The organism is Rhodococcus daqingensis, assembly GCF_042665615.1.
In the GTDB taxonomy this organism is placed as follows: domain Bacteria; phylum Actinomycetota; class Actinomycetes; order Mycobacteriales; family Mycobacteriaceae; genus Rhodococcus_G; species Rhodococcus_G daqingensis.
On the sequence record NZ_JBHTCS010000009.1, the window covers coordinates 564,677 to 582,497 of the forward strand.

The following is a 17,821-nucleotide window of genomic DNA, read 5'->3' on the forward strand; positions in this document are numbered from 1 at the left end:
CGGTGGAACTTCACATCAGTCCGGCGGCCTCGAAATCCCTCACTGCGCCGCCTTCCGCCGCGGCGGCGATCGCCGGGTAGCGGGGCGCGAAGACCCCGAGTGCGGTGGCCCGCTCGAAGTTCTCGTTGCCGCGATGCACGGCGAGGTCGCGGATGCTGGCCGCGCCGTAGTAGCCGCCCGGGCCCGCGGCGGCGGGCACGGACGGTTCCGCTCCGCTCATCACCGCGGGCAGGCTCCGCTCGAACAGCTCGTGGCAGGCACGCAATCCGTTCATCATGACCTCCTGGAAGCGATCGTCGGGCGCGATCGCGAACCGCTCGACGTCGACCACCGCTCCGGTGTCGATCCCCGAGTCGACCCGGTGCAGCGTCGCCGCGTACTCGGTGCGCCCCTGGAGAATCGCGTGCACGATCGCGGCGGCGGGCAGTCCGCGGAACTCCGGCAGCGGGCCGTTGTGGATGTTGTAGATCCGCAGATCGGAGTGCACGAGCTCGGGCCCGAAGATCATCGAGTTGTTGATCGACCACACCACCGAGTCGGTGCAGGCGTCGGCGACCGGCCCGGCGACGGCGTCGATGTCCGTGGTTTCCAGGTGTGCGAGCTGCTCGAGCCCCGCGGGAGCGAGATCACCCGGACCGGTGCACACCAGATCCACCACGAAACCCGATGCCGACGCGAATCTCGCGGCGCGCCACAGCAGTGCGCCGCCCCCGACCAGGATCACGCGAGATCCCCGAGGCCCTGCGCCCGCGCGGCGGCCGCGCACACCCGGCCGAGAGTGAGGTGGTGCACCAGGTCGTCGAGTTCGGCGACGAACGCCGCTTCCCCCGCCCGCCCGATGACCGTCCTCGAGACCTGCGAGAGCATCTCCACCGAGGCCAGCGAATCCCCGCCGAGGGCGAAGAAGTCCGAATCAGCGCGCAGGGTGCTCACGTCGACCACGAGGACCTTCGCCCAGATCGCCGCGATCTCGTGCTCGTGGCGCCTGGCGGCCTCCGGTTCGGGACCGGACCCGGCGTCGGTCCCCGGTCCCGCGGCCGCCGTATCGGCGCTCAGCGCCGCGCTGTCCAGCTTGCCGTTGGCCGTCATGGGGATCTCGTCCACGACGTGGATCTCGGCCGGGATCATGTACGCGGGCACCTTCTGCGCCAGGAACGCCCGCAATTGCTGGGCCAGCTCAGCGCCGCCCGCCTCGGCGGTGCCCACCACATACGCGGCCAGGATGTTGTCGCCTCGCTCCGCACGCCGGACCGCGACCACCGCGGCCCTGGCGACCAGTGGATGCTGCTCGACGGCCGCCTGCACCTCGCCTGGCTCGACACGATTGCCCCGGATCTTCACCTGACTGTCGACGCGACCCGCGAACTCGAGCGCACCGCCGGGGAGCCTGCGCGCGAGGTCCCCGGTCCGGTAGCACCGTTCGCCCGCCGCCAGCGTGACGAAGCGTTCGGCGGTCACCTCCGGACGGTTCAGGTACCCGCGCGCCACCTGCGGACCACCGAAATACAGTTCACCGACCTCACCGTCGGGCACCGGAGCTCGATCCCGGTCGAGCAGGTGGATCGTGGTGTCGGCGGCCGGCGACCCGATCGGCACCGGAAGGGCCGCCGCCGACGGCTCGTCGTCGAGTACCTGGGCGGTGCACACGATCGACATCTCCGCGGGCCCATAACTGTTGAGCAGCCGACACTCCGGGCCGAGCAGGTCGCGGGCACGCGCGGCGAGCGGCCCGTGCAGTGCCTCGCCACCGATGCTGACCGCGCGCATCCCCTCCGGCCGCAGTTCGAGGCGGACGATCACCTCGAGCAGGCTCGGAGTCACCATCATCGTGTTCACCGTGGGGCCCTCGAGCATCTCCGACAAGACCAGGTGATTGACATCGTCCGGGATCAGCACCACCGCACCGCCACTGAGCAGCGGAAGCAGCAGTGCGGCACAGGCCATGTCCGCGGCCTGCGTGTGATAGTGCGCGTAGCGGGTCTCGGGTCCGAGCCGGTACCAGTCGGTGGCCGAGCGCATCAGGTTCACGATGCCCCGGTGCTCGACCTGGACACCCTTGGGCCGCCCCGTCGAACCCGAGGTGTAGGTGACGTAGACCAGGTCGTCGGGGGTCGCGACATCCGCGGCCTTCTCTGCCCCGGAATGCGGCAGGTCGTCGACCACCAGGACATCGGTGTCGCCGAACGCGGCGCGCTCGCTCGACGCCCGTTCGGTGACGCAGTGACGCACACCGGAATCGGCGAGGATGCCGATGATCCGCTCGTCCGGGTGCTTGGGATCGAGCGCCAGAAAAGCCGCGCCCGCCTTGAGGATTCCCAGATGTCCCACCACCGCGTCGAGGGTCCGCCGGGCCAGCAGCGCCACGACGTCCCCGCGACGCACACCGCGTGCACGCAACTCCGCGGCCACGACGTCGGCGCGCGCGTCGAGTTCTCCGTAGCTGAGCCGACCGTCCGGGCCGATCGCGGCCAGGGCATCCGGGGCGTCCCGGACAAGGTCACCGAAGACGCTCGTCACCGTCGGTCCCGGCGGGGACGGTTCCGTCTCGGCCGGCTGCCCCTCCGTCTGCGTCTCGAGCGCCCCGGTGATGTCGTCCAGCAGGCGCTCGAGCCGGGGCCCGATCCCCGCACCGTTGCGGCAGGACACCACGAGCTCGGTTCGCCCGCGGGCCTCCAGCACGGCGATCGAGAGCGGCACCATGCCCGTGTGCACCGGCAGCCCCCACACCTCGGAGGCGGAGAACCCGTCGCAGCTCAGCTCATCGAGATCGACTGTGCCCGTGTGGGAGACGATCGCCGATACCAGGTTTCCCCCGGTTCGGGCGCCGACGGACATGCCGGTGCGCAGGATTGCCCGCGCCATCCACACCGGCATCTTCTGCAGCCCACCGTTGTTCATCTCGCCGAGTTCGCGGGACTCCACCATCCCGCGCAGCAGTCGAGCGTGGATGCGCGACCAGCCGTCACCGGGCACCGCGTCGAGGAACAGAGGCAGCGCCAGGTTGGCCGTCGACCGCAGGTCCTTGTCGTGCCGACGCAGGTCGACGGGAACCATGATCCGGGTCTTGCCGCCGACCGCCGTCGTGATCAGGTCGGCGATCCGCGCGACCACGGCGGGCGAGATGCCATCCACGGTGCGCCTGCGCCAGAGGAAATCCGGCTCGCCGGGCGCCGGGCGGGCGCGCCCGAAGGGCGAACGCGCGGTGGGGAGCAGCGCGGTCGGCTTGCCGTCGACCCCGAGCGACTCGACGAGGCTGTGATCGGCGATCGCGTCCCGCGCTCCGAGCGTCCGCTCACCGCGCAGCAAGCGGAACACCTCGGCCGCCCAGAGATGCAGTCCTCTTCCGTCCATCACGCCGTGAAAAGCTCGCAGCACCAGCGTGTTCCGAGCACTTCCGAGCAGAAGGACCTCACAGGTGGGTCCGTGTTCCGGGTCCAGCGGCCGACTCAGCATCGGGTGGTCGTCGAGCGGGGCATCCGACAACGAGTGTTCCGCGGCCACCACCACCGGGGGCGCGATGCCGCTGTCCACCCAGCGCTCACCGCGCCGCACGAGCCGGGCACCGGGGCAGGATTCGGATGCGCCCGCGACGGCGACCGAGAGGTCCCGCTCGTCGATCGAGCCGGTCCCCTGGATCACCAACTGGATCGCGAAGGGCGGGGCCAGCGTCTGCATCGCCAGGTACAGACGTTCGGTGGGCGAGATCGGTCGTTCGAAAAGGGGCACAACGGAAGACAACGTCGCTCCTAGCCAGGGGGGTGCCGGAATAGTATCGGTTCGCCGGAGACTCCGCATGAGGTTGCCCGAGTCGGCCCCTGACAAACGGAAAGTGGGACCAGCCCCGACCTGGGGCTGGTCCCACTTTCCTGCTGTGCGCGCCCCCGCTAGCGGGTGGCCTTCTGCATGTTCTCGTCGAGCGCACCGAGGAACTCCTCGGTGGTCAGGTAACCCTGGTCACCGCCCACGAGCAGCGCGAGGTCCTTGGTCATCTGACCGCCCTCGACGGTCTTGATGACCACATCCTCGAGCTGCTGCGCGAACGCGATCACCTCGGGGGTGTTGTCCAGCTTGCCGCGGTGCTCGAGACCCCGGGTCCACGCGAAGATGGACGCGATCGGGTTCGTCGAGGTGGGCTTGCCCTGCTGGTGCTGGCGGTAGTGCCGGGTGACGGTGCCGTGCGCGGCCTCCGCCTCACAGGTCTTTCCGTCCGGCGTGAGCAACACCGACGTCATCAGGCCGAGCGAGCCGAAGCCCTGCGCGACGGTGTCCGACTGGACGTCGCCGTCGTAGTTCTTGCACGCCCAGACGTAGCCGCCCTCCCACTTGAGCGCGGAGGCGACCATGTCGTCGATGAGGCGGTGCTCATAGGTCAGGCCCGCGGCGTCGAACTCGGACTTGAACTCGGTCTCGTAGATGTTCTGGAAGATGTCCTTGAACGCGCCGTCGTAGGCCTTGAGGATGGTGTTCTTCGTGGAGAGGTACACCGGGTAGTTCTGCTGCAGGCCGTAGTTGAGCGAGGCCCGCGCGAAGTCCTCGATGGACTTGGTGAAGTTGTACTGCCCCTGGACGATGCCGCCGCCCTCGGGGAAGTTCACCAGCTCGTGCTCGATCGGCTCGCTGCCGTCCTCGGGCGTGTAGGTGATCATCACCTTGCCGGGGCCGGGGACCTTGAAGTCGGTGGCGCGGTACTGGTCGCCGAACGCGTGACGGCCGATGATGATCGGCTTGGTCCAGCCCGGAACCAGTCGCGGGACGTTCGAGATGATGATCGGCGCGCGGAAGATCGTGCCACCGAGGATGTTGCGGATGGTCCCGTTGGGGGAACGCCACATCTTCTTGAGGCCGAACTCCTCGACCCGGGCCTCGTCCGGCGTGATGGTCGCGCACTTGACGCCGACGCCGTGCTTCTTGATCGCGTGCGCGGCGTCGATCGTGACCTGGTCATCGGTCTTGTCGCGGTACTCGATACCGAGGTCGTAGTACTCGAGATTCACATCCAGGTACGGATGGATCAGTTTGTCCTTGATGAACTGCCAGATAATGCGGGTCATCTCATCGCCGTCGAGTTCGACGACAGTGCCTTCAACCTTGATCTTGGACATGTGGTATTCGCGTCCTCCTAGGAAGTGTCCCCTGGTCACACGGCTCGAGCCCCGCTTTGTGAGCGAGACCACGAACGACTCAATCAGTAATCTATACAACCCGTGCGAACCGAGTCGATCCGCACCAAACAAGACGAGCGTACTGCTAACCGACTCGGACGCAACCGCTGGCCCGGCCGCGGCGAACCTACCGATCGGTAGCTTTACCCAGCTCAGCGCGGATCCGGGCCGTGACCTCGGAGGTCCCCGGGCGCCGGCATGCGCCGATTCCGCCGGGCTCTGGTCAACCCGGTTCCGACGGGGTGTGATGGATGGGCGGACGTCATCGAGGGGAGATCGAGATGACCGAGGAAACCGACGCCGGTCCGCGACCGGTTCGCGCCCCGCGCGGTAGCGCCCTGACCTGCCGGGGATGGCAGCAGGAGGGCGCCCTCCGGATGCTGATGAACAATCTCGACCCGGACGTCGCCGAGCGCCCCGACGACCTCGTCGTCTACGGCGGCACCGGCCGCGCCGCCCGCAACTGGGCGGCTTACGACGCGATCGTGCGGACACTGCGGACGCTGGCCGACGACGAGACACTGCTGGTGCAGTCGGGCAAGCCGGTCGGGGTGCTGCGCACCCACGAATGGGCGCCGCGAGTGCTGATCGCCAACTCCAACCTGGTCGGCGACTGGGCGAACTGGGAGGAGTTCCGCAGGCTCGAGGCGCTCGGGTTGATCATGTACGGCCAGATGACCGCCGGCTCCTGGATCTACATCGGGAGCCAGGGAATCCTGCAGGGCACCTACGAGACCTTCGGCGCGGTCGCCCGCAAGAGGTTCGGGGGCTCGCTGGCGGGGACGATCACCCTGACCGCGGGGCTGGGCGGCATGGGCGGGGCCCAGCCGCTGGCGGTGACCATGAACGGCGGTGTTGCGATCTGCGTCGAGTGCGACCCGGACCGGATCAATCGCCGGATGGCGCATCACTACCTCGACGTCAAGACCGAGAGTGTCGAGTCGGCGCTGGAGATGGCCGTCCTCGCCCGTCATGAGGGCCGCCCGCTGTCGATCGGGCTGCTCGGCAACGCGGCCGTGGTGGTGCCGCAACTACTCGCGATGAACGCGCCGATCAACATCGTCACCGATCAGACCTCCGCGCACGATCCGCTGAGCTATCTGCCGATCGGGGTCGCGGTCGCGGACTGGCACCGGATGGCGGAGGAGGACCCCGCCTGGTTCACGACCGAGGCCCGCGCATCGATGGCACAGCACGTCCGGGCCATGGTCGGGTTCATGGACGCGGGAGCCGAGGTGTTCGACTACGGCAACTCGATCCGGGACGAGGCCAGACGGGGCGGCTGCGACAGGGCATTCGACTTCCCCGGCTTCGTGCCCGCCTACATCCGCCCGCTGTTCGAGGAGGGACGCGGCCCCTTCCGCTGGGCCGCGCTCTCCGGTGACCCCGCAGACATCGCGGCCACCGACTGCGCGATTCTCGAGCTCTTCCCGGAAAACGAGCACCTCCGCCGCTGGATCACCCTGGCAGGCGAGAAGGTCCGATTCGAGGGGCTGCCCGCACGCATCTGCTGGCTCGGCTACGGGGAAAGGCACCGGGCCGCACTGAGGTTCAACGAGATGGTCGCCTCCGGCGAACTGTCCGCACCGCTGGCCATCGGCCGCGACCACCTCGACGCGGGCTCGGTCGCGTCCCCGTACCGGGAGACCGAGTCGATGGCCGACGGTTCGGACGCCATCGCCGACTGGCCGCTGCTCAACGCGCTGGTCAGCACCGCCTCCGGGGCGTCGTGGGTGTCGATCCACCAGGGCGGGGGCGTCGGGATGGGACGGTCCATCCACGCCGGCCAGGTGTGCATCGCCGACGGCACCGAACTGGCCGCACGCAAGCTCGAGCGGGTGCTCACCAACGACCCCGCCACCGGCGTCATCCGGCACGTCGACGCCGGGTACCCCCGCGCGGCCGAGGTGGCGGCCGCACGCGGGATCCGCATCCCGATGTGGGAGGCCTGAGACATGTGGGAGGCCTGAGACCGTGAGCATCAGCCCCTGGGTGGTCATCGACAACATCGGCACACTGGTCACCAACGACCCGGAGACCGGCGAGGGCAGGCTCGGGCTCATCCGGGACGCCGCAGTGGTGCTGGGCGACGGCATCGTGCAGTGGGTGGGCGCGCGTGCCCACATCCCGGAGGGCGGCGCGGACGCCACCGTGGACCTCGACGGCCGGGTGGCGATGCCCGGATTCGTGGACAGCCACGCGCACCTCGTCTTCGGCGGCGAGCGGGCCGAGGAGTTCGCGGCCAGGATGGCCGGCACCGCGTACGCCGCGGGCGGCATCCGTACCACCGTCGCCGCGACCCGCGGCGCGACGGACGCCGAGCTGAGTGCGAACACCGCACGCCTGGTCGCCGAGTCCCTGCGCGCGGGCACCACCACCATCGAATGCAAGTCCGGCTACGGGCAGTCGGTCGTCGACGAGCTGCGCAGCCTGGAGGTCGCGGCGGCGTTCACGCCCGAGACGACGCTGCTGGCCGCGCACCTGACCCCGCCCGAGTTCGCCGGGGACAGCGACGCGTACGTGCGGATGGTGTGCGAGGAGATGGTCCCGGCGTGCGCACCGAACGCCCGGTGGGTCGATGTGTTCTGCGAGAAGGGCGCGTTCGACGAGGATCAGTCGCGGACCGTGCTCGAGGCGGGCATCGCCGCCGGCCTGATGGCGCGGGTCCACGGCAACCAACTCGGCCACGGGCCCGGGATCCGGCTCGCCGTCGACCTGCGCGCCGCCTCCGTCGATCACGTCAACTTCGCGACCGCCGAGGACGTCGAGGCACTGGCCGGTGGCCAGACGGTCGCGACGCTGCTGCCGTGCGCCGACTTCTCCACGCGCAACAGGTATCCCGATGCGAGGGCCCTGCTCGATGCAGGAGTCACCGTCGCGATCGCTGCGGACTGCAACCCCGGCACGAGCTACACCACCAGCGTGCCGCTGTGCATCGCCCTGGCGGTACGCGAGATGCACATGAGCCCGGACGAGGCCGTGTGGGCCGCGACGGCCGGCGGCGCGGCTGCCCTGCGGCGCAACGACATCGGGCACATTCGCGTCGGGGCCCGGGCCGACCTGATCGCACTGGACGCGCCGTCGCACCTGCACCTGGCGTACCGGCCGGGCGTGCCACTGGTCCATGAGGTCTGGAAGGACGGGTACCGACAATGACGAGAGTCGATCTCATTCCCGGCACCTGGTCCGGGCGCGACGACGGCCCCGGGCCCGAGCACCTGCGCTGGCACTCGGCGGTGTCTGCGTTCGAGCCCGACATCGCACCCGGTGCAACGGTTCTGGTCGGCTTCCGCAGCGACGAGGGAGTACGACGGAACAAGGGGCGGCCGGGCGCCGCGCGAGGCCCGACCGCGCTGCGCCATGCGCTGGCGTCGATGGCGCTCGCCGATCCGATCCGGTTGTTCGACGCAGGCGATGTGGCGGTGGCGGTCGGCCACCTGGAGTCCGGTCAGCGGCGACTCGGCGAGGTGGTGGCCGGGTTGCTCGACGCCGGCCATTTCGTCACCGTGCTCGGGGGCGGGCACGAGGTGGCCTACGGCAGCTATCTCGGGCTGTCGGGTTCGACCGCGATCGCTTCCGGGGCGCGCCTCGGGGTACTGAACCTGGACGCGCACTTCGACCTTCGTAACGACGCCGTGCCGAATTCCGGAACGCCGTTTCTGCAGATGGCCGAAGCCGAGGCGGCGGCGGGTCGCTCGCTGAACTATGCGGTGCTGGGCATTGCGCAGCCGAGCAACACCCCGGCACTGTTCGCGCGGGCCGCGTCGCTGGGCGTGCGGCACCTCCTCGACGACGAGTGCAGCGCGGCGAATCTGCCCGCGGTGGAGTCGTTCGTCGACGAGTTCCTCCGAACGGTGGACCTGGTGCACCTGACCATCGACCTCGACGTCCTGCCCGGGTCGATCGCGCCCGGCGTCAGCGCCCCCGCGGCGTTCGGCGTGCCGGTCGAGGTGGTGCAGCGGGTGTGTGACCTCGTCGCGCGCAGCGGCAGGCTCGCGCTGCTGGACGTCGCCGAGCTCAACCCCAGGCTCGACCCGGACAACCGCACGTCAAGGACCGCGGCCAGGCTGATCCATCGTGTCGTCACCTCACGGGCGCCGAGCTGACCCCAGAGCGGCAGGCCGTGGTGGCTGGGCTGACGGTCCCGTCAGCGCAGTTCCCCGATCACGGATTCGGCGCTCCGGAGCAGCGCACCCGAGGCCGCCAGCTCGACGACGGCCCCGATCTCGGGTGCGAGGAACCGATCCGACCCCGGACCCCCGACGCGGCGCCGGATCGCGTCTCGAACCGCACCGGTCGCGGGCGACGGCCGCAGCGGTGCCCGCAGGTCGAGGCCCCGTGCCGCGGTGAGCGCCTCGATCGCGAGCACCCGCGTCATTCCGTCGATCGACCGTCGCAGCTTGCGCGCGGCCGACCATCCCATCGCCACGTGATCCTCCTGCATGGCGGAGGAGGGAATCGAGTCCACGCTGGCGGGCGACGCCAGGCGCTTGAGCTCCGAGACGATCGCCGCCTGGGTGTACTGGGCGATCATGTGTCCGCTGTCGACCCCGGGGTCGTAGGCCAGGAACGGGGGCAGCCCGTGGCTGCGCGCGGCGTCGAGGAAGCGATCGGTTCGGCGTTCGCTCATGCCGGCCACATCCGCGACGACGATCGAGAGGAAGTCGAGCACGTACGCCACCGGCGCCCCGTGAAAGTTGCCGTTCGACTCGATCCGGCCGTCGAGGGTCACGACCGGGTTGTCGATCGCGCTCGCTAGCTCACACGCCGCGACCCATTCGGCATGGGCGAGGGTGTCCCTGGCCGCGCCCGCGACCTGAGGAGCACACCGCAGCGAGTAGGCGTCCTGGACCAACGGGCAATCGGGGGTGGCATGGCTGGCGACGATCTCCGATCCCGCCAGCAGCCGGACCATGTTCGCCGCCGCCGTGGCCTGACCGCGATGCGGGCGCAATGCCTGGAGATCGGGGGCGAACACGCGGTCCGTGCCGAGCAGACCCTCGACACTCATCGCCGCGGTGATATCGGCCAGCGGCAGCAACCGGTGCAGGTCGTCGCAGGCGAGCAGCAGCATGCCGAGCATCCCATCAGTGCCGTTGATGAGCGCGAGGCCCTCCTTCTCCTCCAGGACCACCGGCACGATCCCGGCCGCGGCCAGCGCGTCAGCGGCGGGCACCAGCGTCCCCGCGGCATCTCGGACCAGGCCCTCCCCGGTCACCGCGAGCGCCACGTGCGCGAGCGGCGCGAGATCGCCCGAGCAGCCGAGGCTGCCGAACTCGGGGACCACGGGCGTGATCCCCGCCGACACGAGCGCGGCGTAGGCGCCCGCGACCGCGGGCCGCACCCCGGTGCGACCGGTCGCCAGCGTGGACAGGCGCAGCAGCATCATCGCGCGCACCACCTCCCGCTCGACCTCCGGACCGCACCCCGCGGCGTGCGAACGGATCAGGCTGCGCTGCAACTGGGCGCGCAACTCCGGCGGGATGTGCCGGGTGGCGAGCGCACCGAAACCGGTGGACACGCCGTACACCGGACCGGCGTCCCGCGCGAGCGCCTCGACGTGCGCCCGCGTCGACGCCATGACGGACACCGCCTCGTCCGCCAGGAGCACCGGGGCGCCGGATCGGGCGACGCGCAGCACCTGGTCGGGCGTCAGGGGGCCGACGCCGACCACAACCGGTTCGGGAATGTCCACCGCGGCCTCCTCCGTAGGGAAGCGAGCTGATGGTCACATCCTCCCGCTACATCGGGCGCGGCGCGGGGGAATCGCCGTCAGGACGGCTGACGCACGAGCTCCGGCTCCGATTCCGGCTGCGGACGGACGAAACGTAGGTAGGTGAGGGTGAGCAGGATCAGCCACACGGCCCCGACCACCAACGCCACCCTGGTGTCGGCGGAGAACGCGAGCACGACGATCACGAAGACCAGGAAGGCGATCGCCAGCATCTGCCCGTACGGCCAGAACGGCACCGGGAACTTCAGCGCCGACGTCTGGTCCGCGCTCATCTGCCGTCGCGACCGGTAGTGCGACAGCAGGATCATCAGCCAGACGAAGATCGTGGCGAAGGTGGCGATCGAGGCGATCACGAGGAACACCTTCTCCGGGATCAGGTAGTTCAGGAGGACCCCGACCAGCAGGGTGGCGGTCATGATCACGACGGTCATCCAGGGCACCCCGTTGCGGGAGACCTGCTTCATCACCGCGGGCGCCTGGCCGCGCTGGGCCATCCCGTACATCATCCGGCCGGCGCCGAAGATGTCGCTGTTGATCGCCGACAGCGCCGCCGTGATCACCACGATGTTCAGCACGGTCGCGGCCGGGCCGATACCGAGCCCCTGGAAGATCTGCACGAAGGGGCTGCCGTCGGTGCCGATGCTCTGCCACGGGTTGATCGCCATGATCACGGCGAGGGTGAGCACGTAGAAGAGCATGATCCGGATCGGCACCGTGTTGACCGCGCGCGGGATGGTCCGCTCCGGATCCTGCGCCTCGCCCGCGGTGACGCCGATGATCTCGGTCCCGCCGAAGGCGAAGACCACAATCGCGAAGCAGCCGACGAACCCACCGAAGCCGGTCGCGAAGAACCCGCCCTCGGTCCACAGTTGGCTGATGCCGGTGCCGGTGTCGTGCACCCCGAACCCGAAGATCAGGATCGCGACGCCCGCCGCGATCATCGCCACGATGGCGGCGACCTTGACCAGGGTGAACCAGAATTCGAGCTCGCCGAACACCTTGACGCTGAGCAGGTTGATCGCGCCGATGAAGAAGACGATCGCCAGCACCCAGATCCAGCGCGGCACGTCCGGGAACCAGAAACCCATGTAGACGCCGAAGGCGGTCACGTCCGCCAGGCAGACGACGATCATCTCGAAGGCGTACGTCCACCCGGTCATGAACCCGGCCAGCGGGCCGAGGTGCTTGCTCGCGTACTCGCCGAACGACCCGGACACCGGATTGCTCACGGCCATCTCGCCGAGCGCCCGCAGCACCAGATACACCGCGACGCCACCGATCAGGTAGGCCAGCAGCACCGACGGGCCGGCCTGCTCGATCGCCGCGGCCGAACCGTAGAACAGGCCCGTTCCGATGGCAGAGCCCAGCGCGATGAACCGGATGTGCCGGGAGGTGAGACCTCGGGTCAGCGCCGTGGTGGCGGCTTTCACTATCGGTCTCCCTGCGCGGTGCTCGAACTCGGGCGAATGCCCGGACCTGACGATTCGCCCAGCAGTTTAGCGTTGTAATGCAGGTCACCCGCGGTCGCCGGGCTCGGCCGTACGGCCTCCAGGGGCGAATCGCCGCCCCCTAGCTGTCGACCGCGCGACCCGAGCCGCTAATATCGAGTGCGGTCATGAGTGCCAGCATCAAGCCCCGGCTAGCTGGTCGGCAACCCTCCATCCGCGGTGGGGTGCCCCGGGTGATGACCGGGTTGTCCGAGAAACAGTTCGGATGGCAAGCGCGGGTCCGTCGGGACGGACCCACAAACCGGGCCACGACCCACCGGAGGTTCACCATGTGTTGTTGTCGCAGATAGGACCCATTCTTGCCCCCTGGCGCCCGAACTGCGCCGCTCTCCCCCAAATTCTTGGAGTAGACAACACATGAGCGAGAACACCCCCGCGACCGTCGACCCGACCGCCGCCTGGAGCTTCGAGACCAAGCAGATCCACGCCGGGCAGACGTCCGACGCGACCACCAACGCCCGCGCGTTGCCGATCTACCAGACCACCTCCTATACGTTCAACAACACCGATCACGCGGCCGCACTGTTCGGGCTGGCCGAGCCGGGCAACATCTACACCCGGATCATGAACCCGACCCAGGACGCCGTCGAGCAGCGGATCGCCGCGCTCGAGGGTGGCGTCGCGGCCCTCCTGCTCGCCTCGGGTCAGGCGGCGGAGACGTTCGCGATCCTGAACCTGGCGGAGGCGGGCGACCACGTCGTCTCGAGCCCGCGCCTGTACGGCGGCACCTACAACCTCTTCCACTACACGCTGCCCAAGTTCGGCATCACGGTCAGTTTCGTGGAGGACCCCGACGACCTCGAGCAGTGGCGCGCGGCCATCCAGCCGAACACCAAGGCCTTCTTCGGCGAGACGATCTCCAACCCGAAGAACGACGTCTTCGACATCCCCGGCGTCTCGGCCGTCGCGCACGAGCACGGCATCCCGCTGATCGTCGACAACACGGTCGCCACTCCGTACCTGATCCGTCCGCTCGAGCACGGCGCCGACATCGTGGTCCACTCGGCGACCAAGTACCTCGGCGGGCACGGCACGGCGATCGCGGGCGTCATCGTCGACGGCGGCACCTTCGACTGGACCCAGGGTCGACACCAGAACTTCACCACCCCCGACCCCAGCTACCACGGTGCGGTGTTCGCCGATCTCGGCGCGCCCGCCTACGCCCTCAAGGCCCGTGTGCAGCTGCTCCGCGACGTGGGCGCCGCGGTGTCGCCCTTCAACGCGTTCCTCATCAGCCAGGGCCTCGAGACGCTGAGTCTGCGCATCGAGCGGCACGTCGAGAACGCCCAGCGGGTCGCCGAGTTCCTGCAGGCGCGACCCGAGGTCGTGTCGGTCGCATACGCAGGCCTGCCCTCCTCGCCCTGGTACGAGCGCGGACAGCAGCTCGCACCGAAGGGCGCGGGCGCGATCGTGGCGTTCGAGCTCGCCGGCGGGGTCGATGCGGGCAAGCGGTTCGTGAACGCCCTGACCCTGCACAGCCACGTCGCCAACATCGGCGACGTGCGTTCGCTCGTCATCCATCCCGCCTCGACCACCCACTCGCAGCTGACCCCCGACGAGCAGCTCGCGTCGGGCGTCACCCCGGGCCTGGTCCGGCTCGCGGTCGGGATCGAGGGCATCGACGACATCCTGGCCGATCTAGAGGCCGGCCTCGCGGCGGCGGCGTCTTGACAGTCCGTTCCGAGTCAGACGCCCGTTCGGCGCGGCCTCCGCAGGGACTCACACCGTCCCTCGCGGGGTTCCCGCCGCCGAACGGGCGCCTGACGAGCATCGGCATCGGCCCCCTCGAGCTCGAGAGCGGGGCCGTCCTGCCCGACGTCACCCTCGCCGTCCAGGCCTGGGGCGTGCCGAGCGACACCCTCGACAACGTGGTGCTCGTCGAGCACGCCCTGACCGGGGACTCGCATGTGTCCGGTCCGGTGGACGACGAGCACCCGTCGCCGGGCTGGTGGAACGGCATGATCGGCCCCGGCGCCCCCATCGACACCGACGAGTGGTGCGTGCTCGCCACGAACGTCCTCGGGGGTTGCCGCGGCACCACCGGGCCCGCCTCGCTGGACCCGGACGGCAGGCCGTGGGGGTCACGCTTCCCGGAGATCTCCATCCGCGACCAGGTGTCGGCTGAGGTCGCGCTCGCCGACCTTCTCGGCATCAGCCGGTTCGCGGCCGTGGTCGGCGGCTCGATGGGTGGCATGCGCGCGCTCGAATGGACGGTGGGCCACCCGGATCGGGTCGGTACTGCGATGATCCTGGCGGTCGGGGCACGCGCGACCGCGGACCAGATCGGGACCCAGACCACCCAGATGGCCGCCATCACCGCCGACCCCGACTGGATGGGTGGCGACTACCACGGCACCGGGCGGGTGCCGCGCACCGGACTGGGCATCGCGCGCCGCATCGCGCATCTGACCTACCGCACCGAGGACGAGCTCGACACCAGGTTCGAGAACGCCACGCAACCGGGTGAGGACCCGTGGCACGGCGGCCGATATGCGGTGCAGAGCTACCTCGAGCACCAGGCCGACAAGCTGGTCGCCCGCTTCGACCCGGGCACCTATGTCCTGCTGACCGAGGCGATGAACCGTCACGACGTGGGCCGCCGCCGAGGCGGGGTCGCGGCGGCGCTGGCCTCCACCCCCGTCCCGGTCATCGTCGGCGGCGTGGACTCCGATCGGCTCTACCCGCTGCGGCAGCAGGAGGAGCTGGCCGAACACCTGCCCGGGTCGGACGGGCTGCGCGTGGTGAACTCCAGATACGGTCACGACGGCTTCCTCACCGAAGCGGAGTGGGTGACCGAGCTGCTCGGCGAGACCATGGCGCTGGCCAGGGCGGGCCGCGCGGCCGCGGCCGACAGCGTCTGATCCACGCGGCCGAGGCCGATTCTCGTGATCGTCCTCGGCCGGCACGTCATGTCGATAGCATCTGCGCCGTGCGTGCGTCCGTGATCCACCCCATCTCGACACTTCCACTCCCCACCCCCGCCAGGGCGGTCGAGGCGTTTCCCCCGACCGACGGATCCCTGATCCATGTCCCGATCGGCTCGCTCCTGCTGGAGAGCGGCGAGGTGCTGCCGGACGTCACCCTGGCCGTCCAGTGCTGGGGCACCCCCACTCCGGAGTTGGACAACATCGTGCTCGTCGAGCACGCCCTCACCGGCGATTCCCACGTCACCGGCCCCGCCGACGACGAACACGTGACCCCCGGCTGGTGGAACGGCATGGTCGGCCCCGGCTCCCCCATCGACACCGACGAATGGTGTGTGCTGGCCACCAACGTGCTCGGCGGCTGCCGCGGCACCACCGGCCCGAGCTCGACCGCCCCGGACGGCAGGCCATGGGGATCACGCTTTCCCGCCATCTCCGTCCGCGATCAGGTCGAGGCCGAGGTCGCGCTGGCCGACGCGCTGGGGATCGCGCGATTCGCCTCCGTCGTCGGCGGCTCGATGGGTGGCATGCGAACCCTCGAATGGACGGTCGGCCACCCCGACCGGGTCGGCTCGGCCCTGGTCCTGGCGGTCGGCGCCTGCGCGAGCGCGGACCAGATCGGCGCCCAGAGCACCCAGATCGCCGCGATCACCGGCGACCCGAACTGGCAGGGCGGCGACTACCACGGCACCGGCAGCTCGCCGGACAACGGGCTGCGCATCGCCCGCCGGATCGCCCACCTGTCCTATCGAGCCGAGGTGGGCCTGGACGACAACTTCGGGAACGCGCCGCAGCCGGGCGAGGACCCGTGGCGCGGCGGCCGCTACGCGGTCCAGAGCTATCTCGAGTACCAGGCCGACAAGCTGGTGGCCCGCTTCGATCCCGGCACCTACGTGGTTCTCACCGACGCCATCAACCGGCACGACGTCGGCCGCGGACGCGGCGGGGTCGCGGCCGCGTTGGCGTCGACCCCGGTCCCGGTGATCGTCGGCGGAATCGACTCCGACCGGTTGTTCCCGATGCGCCAACTCGAAGAGGTCGCGAACCACCTGCCTGGCTGCGACGGCCTGCGCGTGGTGCGGTCCGCGGACGGACACGACGGCTTTCTCACCGAGTCGAAATGGGTCACCAAACTACTCCGCGAGACACTGGATTTGGCCCGAATCGACCGCTTCGGGGCCGCCGTCGGGCAACCCGAATCCGGGTAGCGCGAGATTTCTAGATCGCCCTCCTACTGGACGCTCGCTCGATAACATCGGCGCCGTGCTTTCATCAGCGATCAACCCCAGCACCCCCGTCGAGCAGCTCCCGACCGACGCCACCGTCGGGGCTGTCATCGCGGGGCCGGCCGCTCGCGGCGTCGTCGCGTTTCCGCCGACGGACGGGCGTCTGACCGAGATCAGCATCGGCTCGCTGCGGTTGGAGGGCGGCGGCGTGCTGCCGGACGTCACCGTCGCCCTGCAGTGCTGGGGCACGCCGAGCCCGGAGATGGACAACATCGTGCTCGTCGAGCACGCGTTCACCGGCGACTCACATGTCACCGGTCCGGCCGACGACGAGCATGTCTCCCCCGGCTGGTGGAAGGGCATGGTCGGCCCGGGTATGCCTCTCGACACCGATGAATGGTGCGTGCTGGCCACGAATGTGCTCGGCGGCTGCAACGGCACGACCGGACCGAGCTCGCCCGCCCCGGACGGAAAGCCCTGGGGCTCCCGCTTCCCCCTGATCTCCGTCCGCGACCAGGTCGAGGCGGAGGTCGCGGTGGCCGACGCGCTGGGGATCGCGCGATTCGCCTCCGTCGTGGGCGGTTCGATGGGTGGCATGCGCGTCCTCGAATGGACGGTCGGCCACCCCGACCGGGTCGGTTCGGCCCTGGCGCTGGCGGTCGGCCCGCGCTCGACCGCGGATCAGATCGGCGGCCAGACCACCCAGATCGACGCCATCACCGCGGATCCGAACTGGCAGGGCGGCGACTACCACGGCACCGGCCGGAGCCCCGGCACCGGGTTGAGCATCGCCCGCCGGTTCGCGCACCTGTCGTACCGCGGCGAGGCCGCCCTGGACAACCAGTTCCAGAACAGCATGCAGAACGGCGAGGATCTCTCGGGGGGCGGGCGGTTCGCGGTGCAGAGCTACCTCGAGTACTGCGCGGACAAGCTGGTGGAGGTCTTCGACCCCGGCACCTACGTGGTGCTCAGCGAGGCTGCCTGCCGGTTCGACGTCGGGCACGGCCGCGGCGGGATCGCGGCCGCCCTGTCATCGACCCCGGTCCCGGTGGTCGTCGGCGCCATCGACTCGGACCGGATCATGCCGCTCCGCCACCTCCAGGAGATGGCGGAGCTGCTACCGGGCTGCGACGGCCTGCGGGTGGTGCGGTCCGACGCCGGGCACGACGGCTTCCTCACCGAGGTCGACTGGGTCGCCTCGCTGGTCGATGAGACCTTGACGCTGGCCAGGGCCACCCGCGCGAGCACCGCGACAGTGTGACGCCGG

Annotated in this window: 12 protein-coding genes and 1 riboswitch; of the genes, 7 read left to right on the plus strand and 5 right to left on the minus strand. The window is 70.0% G+C overall.

The features are described 5' to 3' along the window. Positions 1-10: 10 nt before the first annotated feature. From ACFQS9_RS07200 to ACFQS9_RS07210, 3 genes are all read right to left on the minus strand, one after another. On the minus strand, positions 11-724 hold the full coding sequence (locus tag ACFQS9_RS07200; RefSeq protein ID WP_378402936.1) for a formyltransferase family protein: 714 nt from the start codon (positions 722-724) through the stop codon (positions 11-13). Beyond that, positions 721-3,738 (minus strand): non-ribosomal peptide synthetase, encoded by a 3,018-nt coding sequence (locus ACFQS9_RS07205; RefSeq protein ID WP_378402938.1) that lies wholly within the window; start codon positions 3,736-3,738, stop codon positions 721-723. Before ACFQS9_RS07205 ends, ACFQS9_RS07200 begins: the two co-directional genes overlap by 4 nt. 146 nt (positions 3,739-3,884) lie before the next feature. Then, a complete protein-coding gene (locus ACFQS9_RS07210; protein WP_378402940.1) occupies positions 3,885-5,102 on the minus strand; it encodes an NADP-dependent isocitrate dehydrogenase in 1,218 nt (405 codons plus the stop codon). 341 nt (positions 5,103-5,443) lie between these two features. Between ACFQS9_RS07210 and hutU the strand changes: the two genes are divergently transcribed. Genes hutU through hutG form a run of 3 tightly spaced genes read left to right on the plus strand, consistent with a single transcriptional unit; the run spans position 5,444 to position 9,268 of the window. Next, positions 5,444-7,114 carry a urocanate hydratase gene (gene hutU, locus ACFQS9_RS07215; RefSeq protein ID WP_378402942.1) on the plus strand — a complete coding sequence of 557 codons (1,671 nt, stop codon included), beginning with the start codon at positions 5,444-5,446 and terminating at the stop codon, positions 7,112-7,114. Between the two features lie 28 nt (positions 7,115-7,142). Beyond that, complete coding sequence (hutI, locus tag ACFQS9_RS07220; RefSeq protein ID WP_378403207.1) at positions 7,143-8,318, plus strand: imidazolonepropionase; 1,176 nt, start codon at positions 7,143-7,145, stop codon at positions 8,316-8,318. Continuing rightward, positions 8,315-9,268 carry a formimidoylglutamase gene (hutG, locus tag ACFQS9_RS07225; protein ID WP_378402944.1) on the plus strand — a complete coding sequence of 318 codons (954 nt, stop codon included), beginning with the start codon at positions 8,315-8,317 and terminating at the stop codon, positions 9,266-9,268. The genes hutI and hutG overlap by 4 nt, the downstream gene beginning before the upstream one ends. A gap of 41 nt (positions 9,269-9,309) precedes the next feature. On the opposite strand, the gene hutH is transcribed toward hutG, so the two are convergent. Then, positions 9,310-10,851: a histidine ammonia-lyase gene (gene hutH / locus ACFQS9_RS07230; protein ID WP_378403209.1), complete on the minus strand. Its 1,542-nt coding sequence runs from the start codon at positions 10,849-10,851 to the stop codon at positions 9,310-9,312. 83 nt (positions 10,852-10,934) lie between these two features. Further along, the gene (locus ACFQS9_RS07235; RefSeq protein WP_378402946.1) at positions 10,935-12,326 is read right to left on the minus strand and encodes an amino acid permease; all 1,392 of its coding nucleotides are present in this window, start codon (positions 12,324-12,326) and stop codon (positions 10,935-10,937) included. A 181-nt stretch (positions 12,327-12,507) separates the two neighbouring features. Next, a riboswitch (SAM riboswitch) is annotated at positions 12,508-12,625 on the plus strand. A 136-nt stretch (positions 12,626-12,761) separates the two neighbouring features. On the opposite strand from ACFQS9_RS07235, the gene ACFQS9_RS07240 reads away from it, so the two are divergent. The 4 genes from ACFQS9_RS07240 (at position 12,762) to metX (ACFQS9_RS07255) (ending at position 17,815) form a co-directional block, all read left to right on the plus strand. Next, positions 12,762-14,075 (plus strand): bifunctional o-acetylhomoserine/o-acetylserine sulfhydrylase, encoded by a 1,314-nt coding sequence (locus tag ACFQS9_RS07240; protein ID WP_378402948.1) that lies wholly within the window; start codon positions 12,762-12,764, stop codon positions 14,073-14,075. Continuing rightward, a complete protein-coding gene (gene metX, locus ACFQS9_RS07245; protein WP_417715319.1) occupies positions 14,072-15,265 on the plus strand; it encodes a homoserine O-acetyltransferase MetX in 1,194 nt (397 codons plus the stop codon). Before ACFQS9_RS07240 ends, metX (ACFQS9_RS07245) begins: the two co-directional genes overlap by 4 nt. Before the next feature lie 92 nt (positions 15,266-15,357). Beyond that, complete coding sequence (gene metX, locus ACFQS9_RS07250) at positions 15,358-16,536, plus strand: homoserine O-acetyltransferase MetX (protein WP_417715320.1); 1,179 nt, start codon at positions 15,358-15,360, stop codon at positions 16,534-16,536. A gap of 127 nt (positions 16,537-16,663) precedes the next feature. Next, positions 16,664-17,815, plus strand: a complete 1,152-nt coding sequence (metX, locus tag ACFQS9_RS07255) for a homoserine O-acetyltransferase MetX (RefSeq protein WP_417715321.1) — start codon at positions 16,664-16,666, stop codon at positions 17,813-17,815. The last annotated feature ends 6 nt before the right edge of the window (positions 17,816-17,821 follow it).

What these genes read in the sequence shown, in the direction of transcription:
- hutG (WP_378402944.1), top strand. Translation starts at nt 8,315, where the DNA reads ATGACGAGAGTCGATCTCATTCCCGGCACCTGGTCCGGGCGCGACGAC.
- ACFQS9_RS07210 (WP_378402940.1), bottom strand. Translation starts at nt 5,102, where the DNA reads ATGTCCAAGATCAAGGTTGAAGGCACTGTCGTCGAACTCGACGGCGAT.
- ACFQS9_RS07240 (WP_378402948.1), top strand. Translation starts at nt 12,762, where the DNA reads ATGAGCGAGAACACCCCCGCGACCGTCGACCCGACCGCCGCCTGGAGC.
- hutU (WP_378402942.1), top strand. Translation starts at nt 5,444, where the DNA reads ATGACCGAGGAAACCGACGCCGGTCCGCGACCGGTTCGCGCCCCGCGC.